The sequence below is a fragment of the Achromobacter spanius genome, assembly GCF_003994415.1.
GTDB lineage: Bacteria > Pseudomonadota > Gammaproteobacteria > Burkholderiales > Burkholderiaceae_B > Achromobacter > Achromobacter spanius_C.
Genome location: NZ_CP034689.1, coordinates 2,637,979 through 2,663,674 on the forward strand (window position 1 = coordinate 2,637,979; position 25,696 = coordinate 2,663,674).

Annotated in this window: 22 protein-coding genes; 16 read left to right on the plus strand and 6 right to left on the minus strand. The window is 66.2% G+C overall.

Features of this window, described 5'->3' with window-relative positions:
* Positions 1-199: 199 nt before the first annotated feature.
* Positions 200-640, minus strand: coding sequence for a rhodanese-like domain-containing protein (locus tag ELS24_RS12220; RefSeq protein ID WP_127184272.1), 441 nt, complete (start codon positions 638-640; stop codon positions 200-202).
* A 125-nt stretch (positions 641-765) separates the two neighbouring features.
* On the opposite strand from ELS24_RS12220, the gene ftrA reads away from it, so the two are divergent.
* The gene (ftrA, locus tag ELS24_RS12225; RefSeq protein ID WP_240669496.1) at positions 766-1,794 is read left to right on the plus strand and encodes a transcriptional regulator FtrA; all 1,029 of its coding nucleotides are present in this window, start codon (positions 766-768) and stop codon (positions 1,792-1,794) included.
* 57 nt (positions 1,795-1,851) lie between these two features.
* On the opposite strand, the gene ELS24_RS12230 is transcribed toward ftrA, so the two are convergent.
* Positions 1,852-2,223, minus strand: coding sequence for a hypothetical protein (locus tag ELS24_RS12230; RefSeq protein ID WP_127184273.1), 372 nt, complete (start codon positions 2,221-2,223; stop codon positions 1,852-1,854).
* Positions 2,224-2,734: 511 nt separating this feature from the next.
* Here ELS24_RS12230 and ELS24_RS12240 point away from each other — a divergent pair.
* Together ELS24_RS12240 and ELS24_RS12245 are read left to right on the plus strand one after the other, a co-directional pair.
* On the plus strand, positions 2,735-7,285 hold the full coding sequence (locus tag ELS24_RS12240) for a beta strand repeat-containing protein (RefSeq protein ID WP_164741244.1): 4,551 nt from the start codon (positions 2,735-2,737) through the stop codon (positions 7,283-7,285).
* The gene (locus tag ELS24_RS12245) at positions 7,182-7,940 is read left to right on the plus strand and encodes an autotransporter outer membrane beta-barrel domain-containing protein (protein ID WP_127184275.1); all 759 of its coding nucleotides are present in this window, start codon (positions 7,182-7,184) and stop codon (positions 7,938-7,940) included. The genes ELS24_RS12240 and ELS24_RS12245 overlap by 104 nt, the downstream gene beginning before the upstream one ends.
* Positions 7,941-7,993: 53 nt before the next feature.
* Here the strand turns inward: ELS24_RS12245 and ELS24_RS12250 are convergent, their stop codons facing one another.
* Positions 7,994-8,443 (minus strand): GNAT family N-acetyltransferase, encoded by a 450-nt coding sequence (locus ELS24_RS12250; RefSeq protein WP_127184276.1) that lies wholly within the window; start codon positions 8,441-8,443, stop codon positions 7,994-7,996.
* A gap of 43 nt (positions 8,444-8,486) precedes the next feature.
* A complete protein-coding gene (locus ELS24_RS12255; RefSeq protein WP_050449012.1) occupies positions 8,487-9,143 on the minus strand; it encodes a DUF7424 family protein in 657 nt (218 codons plus the stop codon).
* A 202-nt stretch (positions 9,144-9,345) separates the two neighbouring features.
* Here ELS24_RS12255 and ELS24_RS12260 point away from each other — a divergent pair, with 202 nt between their 5' ends.
* From ELS24_RS12260 to ELS24_RS12320, 13 genes are all read left to right on the plus strand, one after another.
* Positions 9,346-10,143, plus strand: a complete 798-nt coding sequence (locus tag ELS24_RS12260) for a GntR family transcriptional regulator (RefSeq protein WP_050449011.1) — start codon at positions 9,346-9,348, stop codon at positions 10,141-10,143.
* Positions 10,144-10,161: 18 nt separating this feature from the next.
* On the plus strand, positions 10,162-11,367 hold the full coding sequence (locus ELS24_RS12265) for an ABC transporter substrate-binding protein (protein ID WP_127184277.1): 1,206 nt from the start codon (positions 10,162-10,164) through the stop codon (positions 11,365-11,367).
* A gap of 9 nt (positions 11,368-11,376) precedes the next feature.
* A complete protein-coding gene (locus ELS24_RS12270) occupies positions 11,377-12,249 on the plus strand; it encodes a branched-chain amino acid ABC transporter permease (protein WP_050449009.1) in 873 nt (290 codons plus the stop codon).
* 2 nt (positions 12,250-12,251) lie between these two features.
* Positions 12,252-13,220, plus strand: a complete 969-nt coding sequence (locus tag ELS24_RS12275) for a branched-chain amino acid ABC transporter permease (protein WP_127184278.1) — start codon at positions 12,252-12,254, stop codon at positions 13,218-13,220.
* Positions 13,213-13,968, plus strand: coding sequence for an ABC transporter ATP-binding protein (locus ELS24_RS12280; RefSeq protein WP_127184279.1), 756 nt, complete (start codon positions 13,213-13,215; stop codon positions 13,966-13,968). Before ELS24_RS12275 ends, ELS24_RS12280 begins: the two co-directional genes overlap by 8 nt.
* Positions 13,965-14,675 (plus strand): ABC transporter ATP-binding protein, encoded by a 711-nt coding sequence (locus ELS24_RS12285; protein WP_127184280.1) that lies wholly within the window; start codon positions 13,965-13,967, stop codon positions 14,673-14,675. Before ELS24_RS12280 ends, ELS24_RS12285 begins: the two co-directional genes overlap by 4 nt.
* Before the next feature lie 68 nt (positions 14,676-14,743).
* Positions 14,744-16,009 carry a 3-isopropylmalate dehydratase large subunit gene (locus ELS24_RS12290; protein WP_127186313.1) on the plus strand — a complete coding sequence of 422 codons (1,266 nt, stop codon included), beginning with the start codon at positions 14,744-14,746 and terminating at the stop codon, positions 16,007-16,009.
* On the plus strand, positions 16,006-16,539 hold the full coding sequence (locus ELS24_RS12295) for a 3-isopropylmalate dehydratase (RefSeq protein WP_127184281.1): 534 nt from the start codon (positions 16,006-16,008) through the stop codon (positions 16,537-16,539). The genes ELS24_RS12290 and ELS24_RS12295 overlap by 4 nt, the downstream gene beginning before the upstream one ends.
* Positions 16,540-16,549: 10 nt before the next feature.
* On the plus strand, positions 16,550-18,229 hold the full coding sequence (locus tag ELS24_RS12300) for a hydantoinase B/oxoprolinase family protein (RefSeq protein ID WP_127184282.1): 1,680 nt from the start codon (positions 16,550-16,552) through the stop codon (positions 18,227-18,229).
* Positions 18,226-20,289, plus strand: coding sequence for a hydantoinase/oxoprolinase family protein (locus tag ELS24_RS12305; protein ID WP_127184283.1), 2,064 nt, complete (start codon positions 18,226-18,228; stop codon positions 20,287-20,289). Before ELS24_RS12300 ends, ELS24_RS12305 begins: the two co-directional genes overlap by 4 nt.
* Positions 20,290-20,298: 9 nt before the next feature.
* The gene (locus ELS24_RS12310; RefSeq protein ID WP_050449001.1) at positions 20,299-20,907 is read left to right on the plus strand and encodes a cysteine hydrolase family protein; all 609 of its coding nucleotides are present in this window, start codon (positions 20,299-20,301) and stop codon (positions 20,905-20,907) included.
* On the plus strand, positions 20,904-22,403 hold the full coding sequence (locus tag ELS24_RS12315; protein WP_428839690.1) for an FAD-dependent oxidoreductase: 1,500 nt from the start codon (positions 20,904-20,906) through the stop codon (positions 22,401-22,403). Before ELS24_RS12310 ends, ELS24_RS12315 begins: the two co-directional genes overlap by 4 nt.
* Positions 22,400-23,260, plus strand: coding sequence for an isocitrate lyase/PEP mutase family protein (locus tag ELS24_RS12320; RefSeq protein WP_127184284.1), 861 nt, complete (start codon positions 22,400-22,402; stop codon positions 23,258-23,260). Before ELS24_RS12315 ends, ELS24_RS12320 begins: the two co-directional genes overlap by 4 nt.
* A 74-nt stretch (positions 23,261-23,334) precedes the next feature.
* On the opposite strand, the gene ELS24_RS12325 is transcribed toward ELS24_RS12320, so the two are convergent.
* Entirely contained in the window at positions 23,335-23,850 is a 516-nt protein-coding gene (locus tag ELS24_RS12325) for a hypothetical protein (protein WP_127184285.1), read from the minus strand.
* A 114-nt stretch (positions 23,851-23,964) separates the two neighbouring features.
* Complete coding sequence (locus ELS24_RS12330) at positions 23,965-25,668, minus strand: SulP family inorganic anion transporter (protein ID WP_127184286.1); 1,704 nt, start codon at positions 25,666-25,668, stop codon at positions 23,965-23,967.
* Positions 25,669-25,696: the final 28 nt, after the last annotated feature.

Sequence of the window (25,696 nt, forward strand, 5' to 3'; positions counted from 1 at the left end):
ACGCAAGGCGGCAAATAGGCTCACATGCTAAGGGGCCGCGATGACAATTTTGCTACGGTGACATTACGCTTTTCGCAATCTGGTTATCTGAACCCAGCTGCACTTCTTGTCGGTGCCATCGATATCGGCTCGAAACTCGGGCTTCCGGAATCGCCGCATCTGCCCGTCCCGCTCCATGCGAAAAAGCAGGAATGCCCGATTATCGACCAGGTCGAGAGGCTTCACTGCGATGCGTCGCATCGCTCGTCGCCAGGTCGAAACCCTCGTCCAGCCAACCGGTGATTCCGCCGATCATCACCTTCACCGGCCGCCCCAACTGGGCAAATCGCATTGCGCCACGCGTCGCACCGTTGCAGTGCGGCCCGGCGCAGTACGTGACAAAGAGCGTATCCACGGGATAGTTCACGAGTTTCGATTCCACGATCTTGCCGTGCGGCAGATTCAGCGCGCCCGGCACGTGTCCTTGCGCGAACAGGGCAGGGCTGCGGACATCAAGCAGAACGAAGCCGGGGGCGTCGCTGGCAAGCGCGCTGGCTACGTCCGAACAATCGGTCTCGAACTGCATTGCCGCGCGAAAGTGGGCAAGCGCGGCTTCACTGTGGGCGGCCGGGATCGCGGTGACGGCGTTGGGGGTCGACATGGTTGGACTCTGTAGAAATGGTTCGGGAATAACGTGCCTGGAAAACCGATCCAGTAGCCTCATTCTGGCGGTTGGCGGCCATCCGCGGTAGTGGCGTAATTGCCATTATTCGGTAAGATCCCGCCATGGCTAATCATCTTGTCGTTGCGCTGGCTTACGACCGGCTTTGTACTTTCGAATTCGGGTGCGTGACGGAACTCTTCGCGCTGGAACGCCCCGAGCTGGGGGTCGATTGGTATCGTTTCGCCGTCTGCGCAAGCGAGCCCGGCCCGCTGCGCGCCGCCGGCGGCATCACGGTCGCCGCGCCGTACACGCTCAAGATGCTTGATCGCGCCGATACGATCGTGGTGCCCGGTTGGCGCGATGCCGACGAATTGCCGCCCGAGGCGCTGCTCAAGCGAATCCGCATGGCATACCAGCGCGGCGCGCGGCTATGTTCGATCTGCTCCGGCGTGTTCGTGCTGGCCGCGGCCGGCGTGCTCGACGGCAAGACCGTAACCACACATTGGCGATACGCCGAAACGCTGCAGCGTCGTTACCCGCAAGTGCGGGTTGAGCCGGATGCGCTCTACATCGATGAAGGCCAGATCATCACGTCGGCGGGCTCGGCGGCGGGGCTGGACATGTTGCTGCACCTGGTGCGGCGCGATTACGGCGGCGCCGTGGCGAACCGGGTCGCGCAGCGGCTGGTGGTGGCGCCGCACCGGGAAGGCGGCCAGGCGCAGTTTGTGCCGCGCCCCATGCCGCACGACGACAGCGGGCGTTTGACGAAGTTGATGGACTGGATGCGCCAGCATCCCGCCTTGCCGCACACGCTGCGCGCTCTGGCGGAACGCGCCGCCATGAGCCCGCGCACGCTGCAACGGCAATTTCATGACGCTACCGGCATGGCGCCGTATGAATGGTTGGTGCGCGAACGTGTGGCGGTGGCCCGTGAGATGCTTGAGGCGCAAACGCCCTTGCCGATCGGTCGTATTGCCGAGTTGGCAGGGTTCGGCTCGGAGGAGTCCATGCGCAGGCACTTTCGGCGCATCGTGCTGACTAGTCCGACTGCGTATCGCGAGAAATTTGGGCGGGGTGTGGCGCCGCTGAAACACGAGGCCGCGAGCGCCAGTCGGTTGCGTGATGCACGGGCTGGCTCCCGCTCTGGCTGATGCGTCAGTCATGCGCGAAAGCCAGAGCTTCCTTTGGCTAGCAAGCCCAACGAGCGCTCAGAAAATCTCGAAAGTCGATGCGCGCCCACTGCTTGCATTCTCTTTGACGCGTTCAGTGATGCGCTCTTGCACGAGTCGGGCAATTTCTTCCTTCTCCGCGGGCGTCATCGCTTCATATTCTTCTTTTGAGATGCCTAGCGACCGTAGCGTCATCTCAAAAAAACGCTCTTCGGCGGACATGCTCACATAATTGTGCAGATCCTGTTCAGCGGCGGACAGTGGGACAGGCGGTTTACCCATCTGGAATCGGTCCGTGTTGCGCTGGGATTCTTCAAGCACATCAGCAAACGAGGCATTGGACGCACTGGCGCGCCCCTGTTTCGCCAGCGAGGCGCCAAGGCCCATGGTCGACAGTTCAACTCTGTTCATGGCTGTACCTATTGTTCCGGGTGACTAGCAGCACATTGAACGCCATCCGACATTGGCCCAAAACGCCGAACTCGGCGTTCTTTTCCGCTCACCTGTGCGCTTACACGGTAGTTCGCGCGCGATCTTGTCATGCGCATGAGCGGCGTTTCTGACGCCGAGCGAGGTGCGGTCATGGCCCGTCTTCTGAAGCGATTCCCGGTTGGGGTTATTCCCTGTTGGGTTGGGCTTGAACAGCTGGGGTGATTTCGGGTAAATAGCTGGGCAGCTTTCTGAATGGGGAAATACGCCGCAAAAAAATCCGCGGCATCCCCTAAATTTTCGGATTCGCCCGCCGATAACAGGGGTAGTCGGCTCACGGTTTTGTGACCATCCACGCACGTTCCATCGCGCGGAATTGTCAGCCCCGATTGAACAAGCATCTCGGCCCCTGGCAGGTCGGGCCGAAGGCTGTGCAATATTCCCGCCAGCCGTACCTATGTCAACACCAACCCTCCCACTCGAGACATTGCCCATGCGTACCCCCTCTGCCGTCCGCAAGCTGAAACTTAGCCCCGGCTATCTGGCGCTTGCTGCCGTCACTTGCATGCCGCTTGTTGCCACCCCGTCATTTGCGGAGAGCCTGCTTGTGGGCAATGGCGGCAATGGCGGCGTGACGTCGGCGGGTGCGTCGGCGGGCGGTAGCGGCGGCGGCGGGGGTATTGGCGGGGGCGGCGGTGGCGGCGGGAATGCCGTTGGTGGTGGCGCGGGAGGCGGAGTGGAGCGCGGAGGCGATGGACTCTCCAGCCCTGACTCGTCCGGAGGCAGCAGCGGCGGCGCCGGTGGCGCGTCGAGCACCGTGGGCGGACAGAGCGGCGTGGGCGGTGGTGGCGGCGCGGGCGGTCCAGCGGCACCCGCGGCCGGTGGAGGCAGTGGCGGTGGCGCGCTGGGTGCTGGCGGCGGCCTGGGCAACGGCGGTGCCGGCGGCGACGGCGGCAACATTGTCGGAACTGACGGAACGTCTGCCGGGGGTACCGCAGGCCAGGGCGCCCAGGCGGTTGGCTCGGGAACCATCAGCATCTCGACAAGCTACGACTACGTCGGCATTGGTGGCGGTGGCGGTGGCGCCAGCTTCGACGGTGAGGCCGGCGGTGATGGCGTGGCAGGCAGCCTGGGCGTCAGCAATGCGACCTTGACGGTAAACCATTCACTGCTGGTGGGCGGGGCGGGCGGAGGCAGCAGCGCGACGGGCGTCGGTGGCAGTGGCGGATCCGGCGCACTGACGTTGACGAACGCCACGCTTTCCGTGGCTGACACGCTTCTGATCGGCGGGTCGGGCGGGGGCGCGAGCGGTTCGCAGGCAGGTGGCCAAGGCGGCAGCGGCACGGTGACCGTGGAGGGCAATTCCACCCTGTCGTTCGGCAACGGGGCGCGGCTGGTGGTCGGCGGGGGAACGGGCGGCGGAGCCGGCGTGTTGAACCTGGGGCCGGGCACGGCAAACTTCGCGGGCGGCGGGGCGTTCATCATCAACGCCAACGGCACGCTTAACATCGGAAGCGACACGGCCAACGCCACGATCGGCGGCGCGATCACCAACCTGACCACACTGGTCAATAACGGAACCATCAATTTCAACCAGGCCGGGGCCTACCAACTGGCCTCGGACATCACAGGCTCTGGTTCCCTGGTGGTCAACGGCATCGGTGGTGTGACGCTTACCGGCGCCAACACGTATACGGGCGGAACGACCGTATCCGGGGGCCCCTTGTACATTGGCGCGGGCGGCGCCACGGGCTCTATCAGCGGCGATATCGTCAACAACTGGTCGGTCACCTTCAGCAGAAGCGGCACGGTCGAGTATGCGGACGACATGAGCGGCACCGGTTCGCTGGTCAAGTTGGGCACAGGCCTGCTGCGGCTGACGGGGGCGACCACCACGGCAGGACAGATCTTGGCCAGCAACGGTTCCATGGAAGTGACGGGCCCGTTAGCGCGCTTGGGCAGTGCGACGTCGGACGTGTACATCGGCTCGGCCGGCGAGGCGGAAATTACCGTAAGCAACGGCGCACAAATGACGTCCCATGATGTGTGGGTCGGCTCTGCTTCCGGCGGTACCGCAATCGTGACGGGCGCGGATTCGACGTGGTCGGCCAACTACTTCGCGGTCGGTGGGGGCGCTAACGCGACCAACGAGTTGCATGTGCTGGACGGCGCCAGGTTGTCCACCGCGCGCAGCTTTGTCGGCGCCTACACGGATGGGTCCGCCCTGATCTCCGGCGCGAACTCGGTGTGGTCGAGCGATACCGCGCTGGTGATCGGCAATCAAGCAGGCACGACCGGCACGGTGGTCGTGCAGAACGGAGCCACGGTGAGCGTCGCGCAGATCGAGCTCGGCGACGGCAGCGGGATCTTGCAGGTCAATGGCTCTGACGCTGACGGACGGGGCGTTCTGCGGACAGGGCCCGTTGTCAGGAAGGCCGGCAGCACGACAGGCACGATCGACTTCAATGGCGGCGTGCTGCGCGCGGCCACCTCGGAAGCGAACCTCTTGCAGGGCTTCAGCGCGGGCGACATCACGTTGGGCGCGGGCGGCATGTTCCTGGATTCCAACGGCTTCGACGTGGGTATCTCCGCCGTGCTGGACGGCAGCGGCCGGCTGAGCAAAACCGGCGTGGGCACACTGACGCTGTCCGGGGCCAACACGTATACGGGCGGCACCGCCGTGCAGGCGGGCACCTTGGTGGCGGGCGCGTCGCAGGTTTTCGGCGGTGGCGCCATGAACGTCAGCGCCGGCGCCACGCTGAATCTCAACGGCTATGGGCAGTCGCTTGGCGCGCTGTCAGGTGCGGGCACTGTGCAACTGGGCAGCGCCACGCTGACGCTGGGCGCCGACAACACCAGCACCACGTACTCGGGCACGCTCAACGGGTCTGGCGGATTGCTCAAGCAGGGCACCGGCGCGTTTACTTTGTCGGGCACCAGCACGTATACCGGCGCCACCCAGATCGACGCCGGTTCGTTGGTGGTGAACGGTTCCATCGCCAGCTCAGCCGTCACCGTCGGCAACGGCGCGCGGTTGGGCGGCAGCGGCACCGTGGGCGCCACTACCGTGACCGCGGGCGGCGTCATCGCGCCGGGTAATTCGCTGGGCAGCTTGCGGGTGGCGGGCAACTTTACGCTTGCCGCCGGCGCAACGCTGGACTACGAGCTGGGCGCGCCGGGGAACGATGCCTCGGCGCCAGGCGCCAGCGACCATCTGCAGGTTGATGGCGACGTGCAACTGGACGGCACCCTGGCGCTGAGCGACCCCGACAGCACCGCGGGGTTGGGTTATTACCGCTTGATCAGTTATGGCGGCCAACTCACCGGCAGCGGCCTGCAAATGGGCGCCATGCCGGCCTCGCTGTCCGCGTACGACGTGCGCCTGGTGTCTGAAGTGGCTGGCCACCTGGACCTGCGAGTCGGCGTCACGGGCAGCAATCTCCTGCAGACCTGGACGGGAGGCAATGGCACCTGGGACGCCACGGCCACCAATTGGGTGAACGACGGCGGCACCGTGCCCGAAGCGTGGGCAGGCAATCACGCCGTCTTCCTGACGACGGGCGGCGGCACGGTAAGCGTGCAAGGAACGCAATCGTTCGCAGGCCTGCAGTTCGTGGCCGACGGCTACCGCCTGAACGGCACCGGCGCTTTGGAAACGCGCGCGGGTGGCAGCGAACTCCGGGTCCTGGGCGGCGCGACCGCCGTGATCGATACGGTGATATCCGGCGCGGGCGGCATCGACAAGACTCAAGGCGGCACGCTGGTTCTCAACGGCGCAAACACCTACGCTGGCGGCACCACCGTTTCCGCGGGCGTGCTGGCGGTGTCCGACGACGCCAACCTGGGCGCAGCCGGCACCGGCGTGACGCTCAACGGCGGCACGCTGCGCATTGCCGATGCCGCCTATACAGGCACCGGGCGCGGCCTGACGCTGGACGCCGCGGGCGGCGCGCTTGACCTGACGAATGCTTTCACCCTGCAAGGCGCCGTGTCCGGCGGGGGCGCGCTCAACAAAATCGGGGCGGGCATGTTGACGCTGGCTTCGGATAGCAGCGCCTATACCGGCACGGCCACCGTGTCGGCAGGAGGGCTGACGCTGGCCGAGAACGCCCGCCTGGGCGGCACCCTGCAGGTCGCGTCGGGCGCCATGCTGGCGGGCGCCGGCACCCTGGGGTCGGCCACTATCTTGGCGGGCGGCGTGCACGCGCCGGGCGGCGACGGCATCGGCACACAGACTTTTTCCGGCGACTACGTCAACCACGGCACGCTGCGCATCAACGCCACCCCCACCACGCACGACAGCGTGGTGGTGGCGGGCGGAGTCGACATCACGGGTGCCACCCTGGACCTGCGCCTGTCGCCCGCGGACGCGTCGGCCTGGAACGCCGACACCGGCCCCTACACCTTGATTGCCAAGCAGAGCGCCGGCGCGGTCGCGGGCGGGTTCGCCGCGGTGAACAATCCCCTGCTGTTCCTGGATGCCTCGGTCAATACGGCGGGCGATGACGGCAACGACGTGACCCTGACGCTGGCGCGTAACGACCGCAGCCTGGCAAGCGCCGCGCAAACGCCCAACCAGCGCGCCGTGGCGGCGGCCATCGACAGCCTGCCGCAAAGCCATGAGGTCTGGCGCAGCGTCATGCTGAGCAGCGATGCCAGCCAGTTGCTGCAAGCCCTGAACCAATTGTCCGGCGATACGCACGCTGGCGTGGCGTCTGGTTTGATGAGCGCCGCGCCGTTCACCACGCAGGCCGGATTGGCCCGCTTGCGCACCAACCTGTCGGCGCCGATGCTGTCGGGCGGGTTCAGCGCGCAGGCTGGCATGTCGGACGCGCCACCGTCAGCCGCGATGCTGCCTCGGTCCGGCGCCTCGCCGCTGTGGGCGCAGGTAATCGGAGACCGTCAACGCCTGCGCGGCGACGGTAACGCGCCGGGCGCGGATCAAAGCAGCACCGGCGTCGTGGTGGGGGGGCGACGTTGGCGTAGGGCAGGGGTGGCGCGTCGGCGGCGCCTTCGGCTATACGGATGCCCGCTTGAGTCCTGACCAGCGCTCGGCCACCGCCAAGACGCAGAGCTACACCGCAACGATCTACGGCGGCAAGTCCTTTGCCACGGGCGCGGGCGCCGTGAACGTTCTGGCGGGCGCGGCCTACAGCTGGCACGACATCGACACGCGCCGCCAGATTCGCTACGGCAGCCTGGACCAGACGCTGAAAGCGAACTACAGCGGCAACACCACGCAGTTATTCGCCGAAGCGGGATATTCCCTGGCGGTGGCGCCCACCGTCACGCTAGAGCCCTTTGTCGGCCTGTCGTGGAGCCAATTGCGCGTGCGTGGCTTCTCTGAATCGGGCGGATCCGCGGCCCTGTCCGGCCGCGCCCAGACGCAGGACAGCACCAGCACGCTGGCGGGGCTGCGCGGCCAATGGTCGCCCGCGCAATCCGCCATCGTGCTGCGCGGCATGCTGGGCTGGCGCCACGCCTATGGCAGCCTGCAGCCGACGCAGACGCTGGCTTTCGACCAGGGGGCTTCGTTTTCCGTGGCGGGCGCGCCCATCGCGCGGGACGCGGCCCGCATTGAACTGGGCGCCGACCTTGTCGCGGTGCGCAACATGACGGCGGGCCTGAGCTACGGCGGGGAATTCGGAGGTGGCAACCGTCAACACACGGGGTCGGTGGACGTGCGCTGGAAGTTCTGACGAGTTCAGCAGCGGGTGTCGGCGGGTGCGGTACGCACCTCAGTGATCAGCCGTCAAAACAAATACTCCAGCACCTCGTCGCCCGCGTCATTGAAGGTGCCTGTGGACCGCCATCCCAGGTGCCGATAAAACCCATAGGACCGCACCGCCGGATCCGTGGCGCAACCCAGGAACGCACGCGCGAATCCGCGCGTGCGTAGCGCCTCGACCACCATGCCCAAGAGCGTCTTGCCCACTCCCAGGCCTTCATAGTCAGGCAGCAAGGCCAGCACGACGATCTCGCCGGTATCACGGTGCGCGAAGCAATAGCCCGCCAGCACGTCGCCGTCCATCGCGACCACGCCGGGGTATAGACCGGCGTCGATACCCGCCGCCCAGGTTTCGCGCGTGATACCGGCGGCGGCAAGTTCCGCTTCGGTGACCGCGTTTTCGCGGGTTTGGGTGCGCAGCGTGATGCACGCGGCGGCGTCGTCGGCAATGGCGGATCGGTAGGTGATGGGCATGGCACGTACCCTGTCAGATGTCGTCCTGTAATCCACGGGCGGCCTACTGCTGGGCGTGCGCCAGAACCACCGCATTGCCGAATTGGACTGCGCTCTTGGCGGACACGTCAGAGAGCGCCACAACAAATGACTGTCCTGGCTTGACCGTCAAAACGCCATAGACGACAGGTTGTTTGTCGACGAACACGGCGATCGCAGCAAACGGGAGCGCCTCGCCTGTGTCGTTCTTTACCTTGATTTCGAATTTGAGATCTAGCTTGCCCACGGGCGACTTCTTTTGGGTGCTGTCGATCTTTGCCCTGATCGACTCCGGCACGCTGACGGACAGCAGTTGGCGTTCATTCGACACCAAGTTGATGTGCGATTGCGAAGCCAGCTTGCCGTCACTGCCCTTCGTCAGAACGATCGGCATGGAGAACCGCGCATAGGAATCGAAGCCTTTGCGGAAGCACTCCGCGTACTTCGCGTCTGAAAAAATACCCGGTACGGCTTGCTGCACGTCCACCAGGATTTTCGACGGCTGACGGGAATCTTCATGACTTTGGCAAGCCGGCACTTCGACCAGGAGATTGCCGGCGATCTGCTTGGAAGTTGCATCAAGCAAATCCGAAACCTTGACCTCGGTCTCGACCGTTGTCTTGCAACCCGCGAGCAATGCCGCGGTAAGCACCAACATTGCCAGCTTCGTTGTCTTCTTCATTCCTCTTTCCTGGATGGTGTGGGCGTTGGCCCGGTTTCGAATGCGGCTGTCGCCGTCCCCAATTATTAATTTCAGACGGATTGTGTCAGAAATTAGCCGGGTGCGGTATCCCGTCCAGACCGTCAGTGTTTTCCCGATAGAACAACCCTTCCAGTCATTTGTTCCATTGACGGTACATTAGGACACCCCTAGAGTTTCCGGCATGGGAACCACACTGCCTCTGCCGAAATACCACCAGATCTACCTTGTGCTGCGCGAGCAGTTGCAAGAGGGCCGTTTCGACCAGGACGGCTTGCCGGGCGAGCACGCGCTGGCCGGGCAGTTCGACGTGGCCCGCATCACCATCCGCAAGGCCATGGAAATGCTGGTGGCCGATGGTCTGGTGTCGCGGCGTCCTGGCTTGGGGACCTGGCCTTTGCGGGCGGCGTCCAACGCGCAAGCCGCGCCCGCCGCCAACGCGTCGCAGAAGGCGCACCTGACCGGGCTGCTTGAGAACATCGTCAACATGGGCCTGCGCACCTCTGTGCAGGTGTTGGACAGCGCGCTGGTGTCCGCACCGCCCACGGTGGCCGAATCGCTGGGCATTCCGGTGGGCACGCCGGTCCACAAGAGCCTGCGCGTGCGCAGCACCGAGGCCGGGCCGCTGTCGCACATCACCACGTATGTACCGCAGGCCGTGGCCGACTTCACGCGTGAAGACCTGGAACGCGAACCCTTGCTGATGCTGCTGGAAGCGGCCGGCGTGGAGTTTGGCGGCGCCACGCAAACCATTTCGGCGCGCCTGGCCGATGCGCAGGTGGCGCGCCATCTGGATGTGTCGGTGGGGTCGGCGCTGCTGGCCGTGACCCGCGTCGTGCGCGACGTGAACGACCGCCCCGTGCAGCTCTTGCAGGGCCTGTATCGGCCCGACCGCTACCAATACCAATTGCAGTTGTCGCGCGTCGGCAGCATCGACGCCAAAGTCTGGGTCAGCGAAGAGCTGTCGGCCCAATTTCATTGAACCCCTCGGAGATCTCCCATGAATTCGCGCCGCACTTTTCTGTATCGATCCGCCGCCGCCACGGCGCTGCTATCCGCGCCCTGGGTGGCGCGCGCGCAAGGCGCCACGCCTGTGAAGGTGGGTGTGCTGCACCCGGTGACGGGCGCTTTGGCGTATTCGGGCCAGCAATGCCGGCTGGGCGCGTTGCTGGCCATTGAAGACATCAACAAGGCGGGCGGCATCAAGTCCTTGGGCGGCGCGCCCTTGTCCGCCGTGTTGGGCGACGCGCAGTCGCGCCCCGAAGCGGGCTCGGCCGAAGTGGAAAAGATGAACGAGGCGGGCGTGTCGGCCATTGTCGGCGCGTATGCGTCCGCCATCTGCCTGGCCACCACGCAGACCGCGGCCAAGTACAACCTGCCGCATGTGGTGGACGTGGGCGTGGCCGACCAGATTGTGGAGCGCGGCCTGAAGAACACCTTCCGTTTCGGCCCGGGGTATCGCGCCTGTAGCGAACGCGCCATTGCCGACCTGGTGGCCTTGAACGATGCCGCTGGCAAGCCGGCCAAGACCGTGATGATCGTGCACGAGGAGTCCCTGTTCGGCACCGGCACGGCGGCGTTGTTGTCCAAGGCGCTGCCGCAGCATGGCTTCGAGGTGAAAGAAGTGGTGAAGCACCCGAACCCCACGCGCGATTTCAACAACATCGTGCTGCGCATGCGGTCCGTGAACCCGGACATCGTCATCCCGGCCAACTACTACAACGAATATGCGCTGCTGCTGCGCGCCATGAAGCAGCAGAAGGTGCAGCCCAAGGCAATTTTTTCGGTGCTGGGAGGCGCGGCGTCCAGCTACAAGTTCCTGAAGGAATTTCCGGACATCGCCAACGGCATCATCGACTGCAACCACTGGTTCAACCCCAAGGATGCGCGCGTGGCGCCTTTGAAGGCCCGCGTGGAAGAGAAGGGCGCGTACTTCAGCTACGAGGTCTTCATGACCTACGTGGCCGTGCAGTTGCTGGCCGACTCCATCGAACGCGCCAAGTCGGCTGACCGCGCCGCCATCACCGACGCGCTGGCGTCCAGCACCTTCCACGACAACCTCATGCCCTATGGCCCCACCAAGTTCGTCAACGGCCAGAACACGGGCGCGCAACCGCTCCTGACGCAAGTCATCGGTGGCGACATCAAGGTGATCATCCCGGCCGAATATCGCCAGGCCGACGCCATTTTTCCGTTGAAGGCCTGAGCGCGCAGCATGCTGGATCCCGCCATCCTCTTTTCATCGGTGCTGAACGGCCTGACGACCGGCGCGGTGTACGCGCTGATCGCCCTGGGGCTGACCCTGATCTACGGGGTGCTGCACATCATCAACTTTGCCCACGGCGCCGCGCTGATGGTGGCGCTGTACGCCGTCTACCTGCTGAAAGACCGGCTGGGCATCGACCCTTATGCGGCGTTGCCCCTGGTGGTGGCGGGCATGTTCGCGCTGGGCTATGCGCTGCAGCGCGTTGTGATCAACCGCGCCAGCCATGGCAAGGACGAGAACATCCTGCTGGTGACGCTGGGCCTGGCCATCGTGCTGGAAAACCTGGCGCTGGTGTGGTTCAAGTCGGACACGCGCAGCATCGACACGGCCTACACGCTAAGCACGGTTGAGATCGGCCCCGCCATGATCGCGCTGCCCAAGGTCATTGCCTTCTTTGGCGCGCTGGCGGTGGCGGCGGTGCTGTTCTGGATTATCCGCAGCACCGACCTGGGCCGCGCCATACGCGCGGTGGCGCGCGAAAAGCAGGGCGCCAAGCTGATGGGCATTGATGTTGAAAAGGTCTATGCGCTGTCGTTCGGTATCGGCATGGCCTGCCTGGGCGCGGCGGCTTGCTTCCTCTTGCCCGCCTACTACGTCAACCCACAAGTGGGCAGCGGCTTTGTGCTGGTGGCCTTCACCATCGTGGTGCTGGGCGGCATGGGCAGCTTTGTGGGGGCCTTGGTGGGCGGCTTGCTGATCGGCGTGGTGGAGTCCATCGGCGGCCTGTTCCTGGGCGACTCGCTGGGTCAGATGGGCATTTTTGCGATCTTCATCGCGGTGCTGCTGTTTCGCCCGCAGGGGCTGTTCGGGGCGAGGGGCTGAGCATGAACCGGGATCTTATTTCTATCGCGTTATTCGGGGTGGCGCTGGCCGTCTTGGCGACGTTCGCGCAGTCTGGCGTGTTGCTGACGTTTGTGATGATGTCGCTATACGCGGCGCTGCTGTCGCAGGCCTGGAACATTCTGGGCGGATACGGCGGCCAGTTGTCGTTTGGCCACGCGCTGTTCTTTGGCGTGGGCGCCTACGCGCAGGCGCTGGGCCAGCTTAGCCTGGGCATCAACCCCTGGCTGGCGCTGCCGATGGCGATAGCGCTGGGCGCGCTGACGGGCCTGGCCGTGGGCGGGCTGACGTTCCGCTACGGGCTCAAGGGTTCGTACTTCGCGCTGGTGACGCTGGCGTTTGCCGAGGTCTTTCGCATCCTGGCCTTGTCCGCGCCCTTCACGGGCGGCGGGGTGGGGCTGATGGTGCCGCTGCAAGAGGGCGCGGCCAACATGCAGTTTGTGTCGCGCCGGGGCTATATCTATCTGCTGCTGGCGTTCGTGGTGCTGGCGTTGGCCGTGACGGCCTGGCTGCGTCATTCGCGCTTTGGCGCGTACCTGCAAGCGGTGCGCGACAACGAGGACGCGGCGCGCGCCATCGGCGTGAATCCGCTGCGCGTGAAGCTGGGCGGCATTGCCTTGTCGGCGGCGTTCATGAGCGCGGCGGGCGCCTTCTATGTGCAGGTGTTCCAGTACATCGACCCGGGCATCGCCTTTGGGTCGGCCGTGTCGGTGGAAGCCCTGGTGGGCGCCATCGTGGGCGGCATGGGCACGTTGTGGGGGCCGGTGCTGGGCGCGGTGGCGCTGCATGGCCTGGCCGACCTGACGCGCAACCTGTTTGGCGAACTGCCCGGCATCAGCATGGTGATCTACGGCGTGGTGCTGATCCTGATCGTGATGTTCCTGCCGCGCGGCATCAGCGGCAGCGGGCAGTCGCTGCGTGGGCTGTTCAGCAAGGAGCGCGCCCGTGTCTGAGATCCTGCTGCAAGCCCGTAATTTGTCTATTTCCTTTGGTGGCCTGAAGGCGGTTCAGGACGTAAACCTGGCCGTGCCGCAAGGCTCGCTGACCGCGCTGGTGGGCCCCAACGGCGCCGGCAAGACCACGCTGTTCGCGCTGCTGTCCGGCTTTCTGACACCCGGCGCGGGCTCGGTGCATTTTGCCGGGCAGGACATCACGGGGCGTGCCCCGCATGAGTCCGCGCAACTGGGCCTGACCCGCACCTTCCAGATCGTGCAGCCCTTTGGCGCGCAGACGGTGCGCCAGAACATCGCGGTGGGCGCGCACCTGCGCCTGCGTGACCGGGGCGCTGCCCTGGCCGAGGCCGAAGCGGTGGCCGCGCGCGTCAACCTGCAAGGCGTGCTGGACAAGCCCGCCGCCGACCTCACGGTAGCGGGGCGCAAGCGGCTGGAACTGGCCCGCGCGCTGGCCACGCGGCCGCGCCTGTTGTTGCTGGACGAGGTGCTGGCCGGCCTGAATCCGAGTGAGATCGACGAGATGATTCCGGTGGTGAAAAAGCTGGTGGACGATGGCGTCACCGTGCTGATGATCGAACACGTCATGCGCGCGGTGATGAGCCTTGCCGAACACGTATGGGTGCTGGCGCAGGGCCGCTTGATTGCGTCGGGCACGCCCGGCGAAGTGACGCGCGACCCGACGGTGGTGGAAGCCTATCTGGGGCACGGCGCGGCGGCCCGCCTGGCCGCGCAAGGGGCGCCGGCATGAGCGCGCTGCTTGAAGTCTCCAGCCTGCGGGCGGGCTACGGGCGCATGGAAGTGCTGCGCGGCGTGGACCTGACCGTGAGCGAAGGTGAAATCGTCGTGCTGCTGGGCAGCAACGGCGCGGGCAAGTCCACCTTGAACAACACCGTGTGCGGGCTGTTCAAGCCCTGGGGCGGGTCGGTGCGCTTTGACGGGCAGGACCTGACGGGGCGGCACTACCGCGACGTGGTCAAGGCCGGCCTGATCCAGGTGCCCGAAGGCCGCCGCATCTTCCCGAACCTTAGCGTGCGCGAAAACCTGGAGCTGGGCTCGTTCACCCGGGCGCGCGAGCACCGCGCGGCCAACCTGGACCGCGTGCTGGACATCTTTCCGCGCCTGCGTGAACGGCTGGCGCAAGTGGCCGGCACCATGTCGGGCGGCGAACAGCAGATGCTGGCGATAGGGCGGGGCTTGATGGCCGAGCCCCGGCTGCTGATCCTGGATGAACCGTCGCTGGGCTTGTCGCCCTTGATGGTGGAAGAACTGTTTGGCCTGATCCAGCGCCTGCACGCCGACGGCTTGGCGATTTTGCTGGTTGAGCAGAACGTCGGCCAGTCGCTGGAAACGGGGCAGCGCGCTTACGTGATGGAAAACGGCGCCATCCGCTATAGCGGGCCGTGCGCGCAACTGATGGCCAGCGACGACGTGCGCCGCGCGTATCTGGGGATGTAGCGATGCCTGTTGATCAAACCCCGCGGCTGCAAAGTCCGCCCCGAAGTTCACCCCATAGTTCGCCGCGAATTCCGCCACAAACCCTGGCCCAGAAGCTGATCGCCGCCGCCTGTGGCCGCGCCTCGGTCGAGCAGGGCGAGATCGTGACCTGTGGCGTGGACCTGGCGATGTTCCATGATTCCAGCGGCCCGCGGCGCTTGCAGCCCATGCTGGAAGAATTGGGCGCATCGCTGTGGGACCCGAAAAAGATCGTGCTGGTCATCGACCACTACGTGCCCGAATCTGATGATGAATCGCGCCGCATCGTGCGCATTGCGCGCGACTGGGCGGCGGGGCAGCAACTGCCCAACGTGTATGACTCGGTCGGCATCTGCCACGTCGTCGTCCCCCAACACGGCCATATCCGCCCCGGCATGTTCTGCGTGGGCGGAGATTCGCATTCGCCCACAGGCGGCGCGTTCGGCGCGTACATGTTCGGCATTGGCAGCACCGAAATGCTGGGCGTGGCCGTCACCGGCAAGATCTGGGTCAAGGTGCCGCAGACGCTGATGATGCGCTGGAACGGCCGGCTGGCCGCTGGTGTGACCGCCAAGGACATGATGCTGCACATGATCGGCCGCTACGGCATGAATGGCGGGCGCTACCAGGCCGTGGAATTCTGCGGCGAGGCCGTGCGCGCGCTGCCCATGCAGGAACGCATGACCTTGTCGAACATGAGCGCCGAACTGGGCTCGCAGGTGGGCCTGATTGCGCCTGACGAAACCACCGCCGCCTATCTGCGCGCGGCGGGCGTGACCGATACGCTGGACCTGGCCCGCTGGCAAAGCGATGCCGGGGCAGACGCCGAATGGCACGACTTCGACGCCGCCTCGCTGGCGCCGCAGGTGGCCGCGCCCCACAGCCCGGCCAATGCGCGCGACGTGGACCAGTACCGTGATGTGCCGGTGCAGGTGGCTTACATCGGCGCCTGCACCGGCGCCAAGCTGGAGGACCTGCGCGCGGCGGCCAGCGTATTGCGCGGGCGTCGGTTGGCACAGGGCATGCGCCTGATGGTCGCGCCGGCCAGCCGCCTGGACCAGCAACAGGCGGAACAGGAAGGGGTGATGCAGGTGCTGCAAGACGCCGGCGCCCAGGTGCTGGCCACCTCTTGCGGGGCCTGTGCCGGTTATGGCGGATCCATTCCCGACGACGCCAGCGTCATCTCCACCACCGCGCGCAACTTCAAGGGCCGCATGGGGTCCGAGACGGCGCAGGTCTATCTGGCCTCGCCCTACACCGTGGCGGCGTCGGCCGTGGCCGGCCGCATCGCAGACCCGCGCGAGGTGATGGCATGACGGACCGGATTGCAGCATTCCCCACCGCAACCCATTCCACCGCCACCCATCGCGTCTGGCGCGTGGGGGCCGACATCGACACCGACGCGCTGGCGCCGGGCGCCTACATGAAGTTCGGCATCGACGAGATCGCGCGCCATTGCCTGCAACGGGTCCGCCCGGAATTCGCGGGGCAGGTGCAGCCGGGCGACGTCCTGGTGGCTGGGCCGAATTTCGGCATCGGCTCGTCGCGCGAGCAGGCGGCGTCGGCGCTGGTGCGCCTGGGCGTGGCCGCCGTGATCGCGCCATCCTTCAACGGCCTGTACTTTCGCAACGCCTTCAACGTGGGCCTGCTGCTCTTGACCTGCCCGCAGGCGGACGCGTTGGCGGAAGGCGAGCGCATCACCCTGGACCCCGAGTCTGGTCGCATCGGCCGCGCGGCCGGTACCGACCCGTCTGAACTGCATTGCGAAACCGTACCCACCTTCCTGATGGACATGGTGCGGGCCGGCGGACTGCTGAATCTGCTGAAACAGCGCCAAACCTCTTAGGAAGAACACGATGCTTGATCCCGTCACCCTGGCGGTCCTGAAGGGCCGTCTGGAACAGATTGCCGATGAGATGGACGCGACGCTGTACCGCAGCGCGTTCAACCCCATCATTGCCGAGGCCCACGACGCCTGCCACGGCATGTACGACGCGGCCACCGGCGCCACGCTGATCCAGGGCAAGTCCGGCCTGCCCGTGTTCGTGGGCGCGATGGCCTTTGCCGTGAAGGCGGCCGCCAAGGTGGCCGCCGAGCGCGGCGGCATGGTGGATGGCGACGTCTGGCTCTTCAACGACCCCTACGAAGGCGGCACGCACGCCAATGACTTCAAGCTGGTGCGCCCGGTGTTCCGGGGCGACAAGCTGTTCTGCTTTCTGGCGTCGGCCGCGCACTGGCACGACGTGGGTGGCGCGGTGCCGGGCAACTACAACCCCGCCGCCACCGAATGCTGGCAGGAAGCGGTGCAGATTCCGCCCGTGCGCATCCTGCGCGCAGGCGTGCTGGACCAGGACGTGCTGGCCATCCTGAAAGCCAACACCCGTCTGCCCGATAGCCTGTGGGGCGACCTGAACGGCCAACTGGCCGCGCTGGAGCTGGGTGCGCGCCGGCTGGACGGCCTGCTGGATGAGTACGGCGATGACACCGTGCTGGAATCCCTGGATACCTTGCGCGAGCGCGCGCGCCGCTTGATGCGCGACCACATTGCGCGCCTGCCCGACGGCGAATACGCGTTCGAAGACATGCTGGACAACGACGGCGTGCGCGACGTGGCGCTGCGCATCGCGCTGAAGCTGACGATTACCGGCGACCGGCTGACGCTGGATTTCAACGGCACCTCACCCGCCTGCGCGGGCCCGGTCAATATTTCGCGCGCCACCGCCATTGCGGCCTGCTACGTGGCCTTGAAGCACCTGTTTCCCGACGTGCCGGCCAACGCGGGCGTGCTGGACGCGGTGGACGTGGTGCTGCCGGACGGCCTGGTGATTTCGGCTGACCGCCCGCGCCCCGTGGGCGGCTACACCGAAACCATCCTGCGCATGATCGACGTGATTTTCTGCGCGATGGCGCAGGCCGCGCCCCAGCGCGCCATGGCGCAGGCCTATGGCACGATCAACGCCTTGTCCATCGCGGGCTATCGCAGCGATGCCGCACGCAAGGGCCAGCGTTGGGTGATGTTCAGCTTCTTTGGCGGTGGCCATGGCGGGCATTCCGACGGTGACGGGCTTAGCCATGGCAACGCGCCGATTTCCACCGCCACCATTCCGCCGCTGGAAATCCTGGAAGCGGCGTACCCCGTGCGCTTCACGCAGTGGGCGCTGCGCCCGGATTCGGCCGGCGCCGGCACGCATCGCGGCGGCCTGGGCGCCATCTACGAAATTGAATTGCTGGAAGACAGCGCCGAAGCCTTCATCTTTGGCGAACGCGGCCGCAGCGCGCCCAAGGGCATCGCGGGCGGCGGCGAGGCCGCCTTGAACGTGTTCCGCTATCAGCAGGACGGGCAGTGGCGCACCCCGCCCATGAGCTCCAAGATGCTGGGCATTCAATTGCAGCGCGGCGACCGCGTGCGCTTGGAAACACCGGGCGGGGGCGGTTATGGCGACCCCGCCGGCCGTGCGCCGGAAGCGCGTGAACACGACCGCAAGATGGGCTATGTGGGCGATATCGCCAACAACAAGAAGGAGCAGTTGGCATGAGCGCGGCAGATAAGAACACGGCACAGGGACTCGTCGTCGGCGTGGACGTGGGCGGCACGTTCACGGACCTGTTCGTGCTGGACGAGGCAGCCGGCACGGCGCGCGTGGTCAAGGTGCCGTCAACGCGCGGCGAAGAGGCGCGCGGCTTCATGAACGGCATCGCGCGCGTGGCCGACGGCGCCAGCGCCATTGCCACCATCGTGCACGGCACCACCGTGGGCACCAACGCGCTGCTGGAACGCAAGGTGGCCCGCACCGGCATCATCACCACGGCGGGCTTTCGCGATGTGCTGGAAATGCGCCGGCGCGATCGTCCCCAGACCTGGGGCCTTCGTGGCAACTACGAACCTGTCGTGCCACGCGACCTGCGCCTGGAAGTGGCCGAGCGCGTGCTGGCCGACGGCACGGTACACACGCCCGTGGATCTGGATCAGGTGGAAGCGGCGGCCCGGGCGCTGCTGGCGCAGGGCTGCGAGGCGGTGTGCGTGTTCTTCGTCAACGCCTACGCCAACCCGGTGAACGAAGCCCAGGCCGCGACCCGCGTGCGCGCCATCTGGCCGAATGGCAACGTCACGGCGGCCACCGCAGTGCTGCCCGAAATCCGTGAATTCGAACGCTGCTCAACAGCAGTGTTGAACGCCGCCTTGCAGCCCGTGGTGGGCAGCTACCTGACGCGCCTGGAATCTGACTTGCAGCAGAACGGCTTTGACGGCGAGCTGCTGGTGGTGCAGAGCAACGGCGGGGTGATGTCGCGCCAGACCGCGTGCGACGTGCCGGTGCGCACCGCGCTGTCGGGTCCAGCGGCGGGCGTGATCGCCTGCGCCGCCATCGCGCGCGCCTCCGGCTTTCCCAACGTGGTGACGGGCGACATGGGCGGCACCTCGTTCGACGTGTCGCTGGTGGCGGGCGGCGAAGCGTCGCTGTCGGCGCAGACTTCCATCGACTTCGGCATGGTGGTGCGCGCGCCGATGATCCAGATTGAAACCATCGGCGCGGGCGGCGGCTCGATTGCCAGCGTGGATGCGGGCGGCCTGTTGCAGGTGGGCCCCGAATCCGCCGGCAGCATTCCCGGCCCGGCCTGCTATGGCCGTGGCAACACCCGGCCCACCGTCACCGACGCCAACGTGCTGCTGGGCCGCATTTCGGCCGAGCGCCCGCTGGGCGGCGGGCTGCTGGCCACCATGAATGTAGACCTGGCGCGCGCGGCTATCGACGAACACGTGGCGCGGCCGCTGGGGCTGGACGTGCATGCGGCGGCCGAGGCCATCCTGACCGTCGCGAACGCCAAGATGGCGGGCGCGATCCGCGTGGTGTCGATTGAACGCGGGCACGACCCGCGCAAGTTCGCCTACATGCCGTTCGGCGGCGGCGGTGCGCTGCACGTGTGCGCCATGATGAACGAAGTGGACGCGGCCCATGGCATCGTGCCGCGCTACCCGGGCGTGACGTCCGCGCTGGGCTGCGTCATGGCCGACATGCGGCACGACGGCGTGCAGACGCTGAACACCGCGTTGGATGCCTTGGACGTCCCCGATCTGCTGGCGCGCATCGACGGTCTGGCGCAAGCCTGCCAGGAACGGCTGGACTCGGCGGGCGTGGCTTTCGAAGGCATCCGCGAAAGCATCGAGCTGGACATGCTGTACGTGGGCCAAAGCCATACCGTGCGCGTGGAACTCACGCGCGCCGAGCTGGACCGTGCGGGCATTGCCGCCGCCTTCGACCGCGCCTACCGCGCGTCGTTCGGCCGCAGTCTGGATGGCATTGCGGTGCGCATCCTGAACCTGCGCTATGCGCGCATCGGGCAGCGCCCCAAGTTTGATCTTGCGCTGCTGGCGCCCACCTGCCAGGACATGCCCGCCGCGCTGGGCACGCAGCGGGTGTTTCACGCGGGCCAGTGGCACGATGCTGTGCGCTACGCGCGCCTGGATCTGCCCGTGGAGGCGGAAGTGGCCGGCCCCGCCATTCTTGAACAGCCCGACACCACCATCTGGATCGAACCCGGCTTTGCCGGCCGCGTCGACGCGCTGGGTAATCTGCTGATCACGCGACAGACCGCCTAGGAGACCGCCATGCATGCCTTGGACCCTCGCACTACCGCCTTGCTCATCATCGATCTGCAGAATGATTTTCTGGCGCCGGGCGGCGCCTATGACCGGGGCGGCGCTGTCAGCCGCGAGGCGCGCGCCTTGCCCGCCCGCGTGGCGCCGCTGGCCCGTGCGCTGAAGGCGCAAGGTGGCCTGGTCGCCGCCAGCCTGTTCACCTTGTGGCCCGATGCGCATGGCGAACCCATGATCTCGCCGCACCTGAAGCAACTGCGCCCGTTCCTGGCAAAAGGCGATTTCGCGGCTGGCTCGCCCGGCCAGGCGAATGTGGCCGAACTGGACGGGTTGGTCGACGTGTCGGTCTGGAAAGTGGCGTATTCGGCCTTCTTCAACACGCAACTGGATTGGGTGCTGCGCCGCGCGGGCGTGTCCAGCGTGGTCATTGCCGGCATCGTCACCAACGGCGGCGTGGCCAGCACGGCGCGCGACGCCCATATGCGCGACTATCACGTGACGGTGCTGGCCGACGGCTGCGCCGCGCCCACGCCCGCCATGCACGACGCCGCGCTGGCGGACCTGCGCACGGTGGCCGACGTGATCACCTGCGCGGACTTCATGGACAGGCTGGCGTCGTGAGCGCGCCGGTCGTGAAGCGGGGCAACCCCGGCGGTATTGTCGGCAGCACCCCCGTCAGCACCCCCGTCAGCACCCCGGACGCCGACATGATGCAGGTGCCGGTGCTGATCATCGGCGCGGGCGCTTGCGGGCTGACCGCCGCGCTGCGTCTGGCGCATGCTGGTATTGAAACCGTATTGATCGAGCGCGACGCCGCGCCCAGCGGCTCGTCGGCGCTGTCGTCGGGATTCATTCCGGCGGCGGGGTCCGCCGTGCAGCGCGCGGCTGGCATCGATGACAGCGCGGAGCGTTTCGCCGCCGACATCCAGGCCAAGGCCCACGGCACGGCCGCGCCGCATCTGGTCGCGGCCTACACGGATGCGGCCGCACCGGCCATGGACATGTTGGCGCGGCACGGCTTGGTGTTCGACGTGCTGGACGGCTTTCTGTATCCGGGCCACAGCGCGCGCCGCATGCATGCCTTGCCCGAACGCACGGGCGTGGCCTTGGTGACCGCGCTGGAACGCGCCGCCACGGGCGCGGGCGCGCATCTGTTGACGCGCGCGTTGGCCCGAGAAATCTGGGTTGAAGATGCGGGAGGGGAAGGCGGCGATGGGAACAACAGCGATGGGAACCCCAGCGGCCGCATCACCGCCGTGGGTTGCGAACGACCCGACGGATCCATCGACGTAATCGGCTGCCAGGTGCTGATCCTGGCCTGCAACGGATTTGGCGGCAACGCCGCCATGGTGGCCGAACATCTACCCGCCATGCGCGAGGCCGTCTACGGCGGTCACGTCGGCAACGACGGCAGCGCCATCGAATGGGGCAAGGCCTTGGGCGCGCGCCTGGCTGACCTGGGCGCTTACCAGGGACACGGGTCCTGGGCCACACCGCAAGGCGCGCTGATTTCCTGGGCCGTCATGATGGACGGCGGCGTGCAGATCAATCGCGACGGCCTGCGCTTCCATGACGAAACGCAGGGCTATTCCGAAGCCGCCGTCCATGTATTGGCGCAGCCGGGTGGGGTGGCCTGGAACGTGTTCGACGACCGCACGCTGGCATTGGCGCGCGGCTTCCCGGATTTTGTCGCGGCCGAAGCCGGCCATGCGGTGAAGACCTGCGCCGACGTGTCTGCGCTGGCCGCGTTGATCGGCTGCGACGCCGACGTGTTGCAACAGACCTTGCAGGGCGTCAGCCCGGATGTGGCCGACCCCCATGGCCGCCGCTTCGACCGCGCCCTGCAAGCGCCGTATCACGCAGTCAAGGTCACCGGCGCGCTGTTCCATACCCAAGGCGGCCTGGACATTGATGCGCAATGCCGCGTCCTGAATCGCAATGGTCAGGCATTGCCGAATCTGCTGGCTGCCGGCGGCGCCGCGCGCGGCGTGTCGGGCAACGACGTGTCGGGCTATCTGTCCGGCAATGGATTGCTTAGCGCGGTGGCGGGCGGCTATATCGCCGCAGCGACCGCCGCCGCGATGCTGGGGCAAGAACTTGATCAGGAATCACCATGAAACACGCACTGAAAACGCAATTGGCCACAGGCGCCGTGCTGGCGCCCGGCATCTACGACGCCCTGTCGGCGCTCATCGCCGAACAGGCGGGCTTTGATGCGTTGTACCTGTCGGGCGCGTCCATCGCCTACACGCGGCTGGGGCGCTCGGACATCGGTCTGACCACGTATTCGGAAGTCGAGGACACGCTGGCGCGGATCACCGAGCGCGTGGCCACGCCGGTCATCGTGGACGCCGACACGGGCTTTGGCAATGCGCTGAACACGCAGCGCACAGTGCGTGGCTTTGAACGCGCGGGCGCCGCGATGATCCAGTTGGAAGACCAGACCTTTCCCAAGCGTTGCGGCCATCTGGACGGCAAGACGGTGATACCCGCCGCCGAAATGTGCGGCAAGCTGCGCGCGGCGGTGGACGCGCGGCTTGATGCGTCCACGCTGATACTGGCGCGTACCGACGCGGTCGCCGTCGACGGGCTGGAAGCCGCGCTGGACCGCGCCGAATCCTATCTGGAAGCGGGCGCGGACGCGCTCTTCATCGAAGCGCTGCGCACGCCCGAACAGATGCAGGCGGCCTGCGCGCGCTTTGCCGCTCGCGTGCCGCTGCTGGCCAATATGGTGGAAGGCGGCAAGACGCCCGTGCAAAGCGCCGACGCCTTGACCGCGCTGGGCTTTCGCATCGTCATCTTTCCCGGCGGCACCGCGCGCGCCGTGGCGCACACCTTGCAGGGCTATTACGGCAGCCTGCGCCAACACGGCACCACCGCGCCGTGGCAACAGCAGATGCTGAATTTCGACGGCTTGAATACGGTGATCGGCACGCCGGAATTGCTGGCGCAAGGGCGGCGGTACGAGGGGTAGGCGCGGCAGGCGGGCGCGTGGGGCAAGCGTGTATCGCCGGGGTCTAACTCATGCCGGACCGCCGCCGCCTTGGGTCAACGCGGCTGGGCGCCTCGGTGGAGCTGCTGCTGCATCATTTGCTCCATCATCATCTGCTGCATGCCCATGTATTGATCCCGCATGTACTGACGTTCCCGGATCTGCTCGGGGCTCAGGTTCGAATAATTTCCCCGCATGGCATTCCACCCCATCTGCCCGCGTCCCCGGTGATGCGGCCCGCCGGCACCCATGGCCCCACAGCAACCCATGGCGCCGCTGCCCCAGAATTCGCCCATCATTCCCATCGTGGTCTGCATCAGCTCCTGATGCGTTTGAAGCAGTTTCCGACGTTCGTTCGGGTCAGTCGTCTTCTGTATCTGATTCATGGTTTGCTGCATTTTCTCCATGTTTTCCCTGACTTCGGCGGCTTTCTTGTCAAACTGCTGCGTGTCGCCGGCGGGCTGTTCAGCCGACTGAGCGGGAGAGGGCGGCGCGGTCTGCGCGACAGCGGCCGTCAAGGCGGGGGCCAGCACGGCGACGAATGCCAGTGCGGCCAGATTGCGGATGTTCATGGTCAATCTCCACGTGGTTGGCACCTTGGACTGCTAGGCAAATCAAGAGGATTTGCAGCGTCAGCGTAGATCCGCCAAGACAATGCGACTTGACCATAGTCAACATATTCCCGCTCAGGACGCAGACCGGCTGGTGTCCTGGTATTTGTGGACGGCCTCTTCAAGTGTCTGGAACAAACCGTCCGCGCCCAGGGTTTCGCCCAACGGGGATCGTCTTACCGTGGCCAGCACGCCAGGGCTTAGATTCGCCAGCCAAAGCTGAACACCGTCCCGCTTTAACCGGCGTTCCGCCTCGTTCATCATTTTCAGCGCGGTGTATTCGATATCGAAAACACTTCCCATATCCAGCACGACTACCCGCGGCCGTGTCGCGGTGATCAATTGGGTGATCTTCTGGCCGATATTGTCTGCATTCACAAAGAAGATGCGTCCCTCGGGCCGAAGCAGCAAGATGCCTTCAAGCGCCTCGTCGTCGGGATGGTCCGGGGACGCCGGACGGAACAGGTTCGTGTTCGGCTTACGCAGCAGCCGATGCAAGGGCGGGTTGGAAACCTGGTGGGCCAGCGCGACGAGCGACACGATGATGGCGACGAGTATCCCTTGCAGCGTGCCCAGCAGCACGACACCGGCAAGCGCCACCAAGGCCCAGACAAGCTCTGTGCGCCGCACCCTGGCAATCGCACGGAACTCGGCCGGGTCGAACAGCCCAACCGAGTACATGATGACCACCGCCGCCAGGGTGGCGTGCGGCATAGCGCCAATCAAAGGCGCCAGCAGCAGCATGACGCCCAGCGTAAGCCCGGCGGTGACGCACTCGGCGACCTGGGTGCGTGCGCCGGCGCGCCGATTCACGGCGGTTTGCGACGTCCCGCCGCCCGCCGGCATGGCGCCGAAGAGCGCGCCGCCCACATTCGAAAATCCCGTGGCCAACAATTCTCGATTGGCGTTCGGCAGGGCCTCGCCCGCTTTCGCAAAAGCGCGTCCGGCCGCGATCGTTTCGGTGAAACTCATCAACGCGATTCCCAGCGCCATGGGCCAAAGCTCGCCCACCAATGACGTATCCGGCAGCGTCAGCGACGGCAAGCCCGTGGGCACATGGCCCACTGTTTGCACGCCAAGATCGCTTAGTCCGAACAGGCTGGTTGCCGCGATGGCGATGGCGACCGTCACCAGCGGCGCTGGCGCGCGCGGCATGAATCGTTCCAGTACAAGGAGCAGGCCCAATGTGATCGCGCCGACGGCGGCTGTGGCGATCGACAGCTGTGTAAAGCCATGAAAAATTGACAGCACGTTCGACAGAAACGGCCCCTTGGGAAAGTGCAGCCCAAGCAGCTTCGGTATTTGATCGACCACGATCACGATGGCGATGCCCGCCTTGAAGCCGACCAATACCGGTTCGGAAATAAAGCTGGCCAAGTAGCCAAGCCGCAACAGAGACGCCGCTATCAGCACGATGCCAACCAGCAGCGCCAGCGTTGCCGTGGCAACCAGCAGTTGCGTGGCGTCGCCGCCTGGCACGGCGCGATCCAGGGCTGTCGCGGTAAGGATGGCCAGTGTGGTCGTGGTGCTGACGCTAAGCGGCCGGGATGTGCCGAGGAAGGCGTAAACAAGCATCGGCACGAACGCGGTGTAGAGCCCCACCTGAACCGGTAGCCCCGCTACGGCGGCATAGGCAAGCGCTTTCGGAATGACGACGGCGGCGGTCGTCAGGCCGGCTGTGACGTCATCCTTTATCCACGGCTTTTGGTACTGGCATAGCCAGTCAGGCAGCGCAACGCGTTGCCGGCGAACAGATTTTTCCGGCGGTTCGTCTTCCATGGGCGGGCCTCTTTGGCACGACGCATTG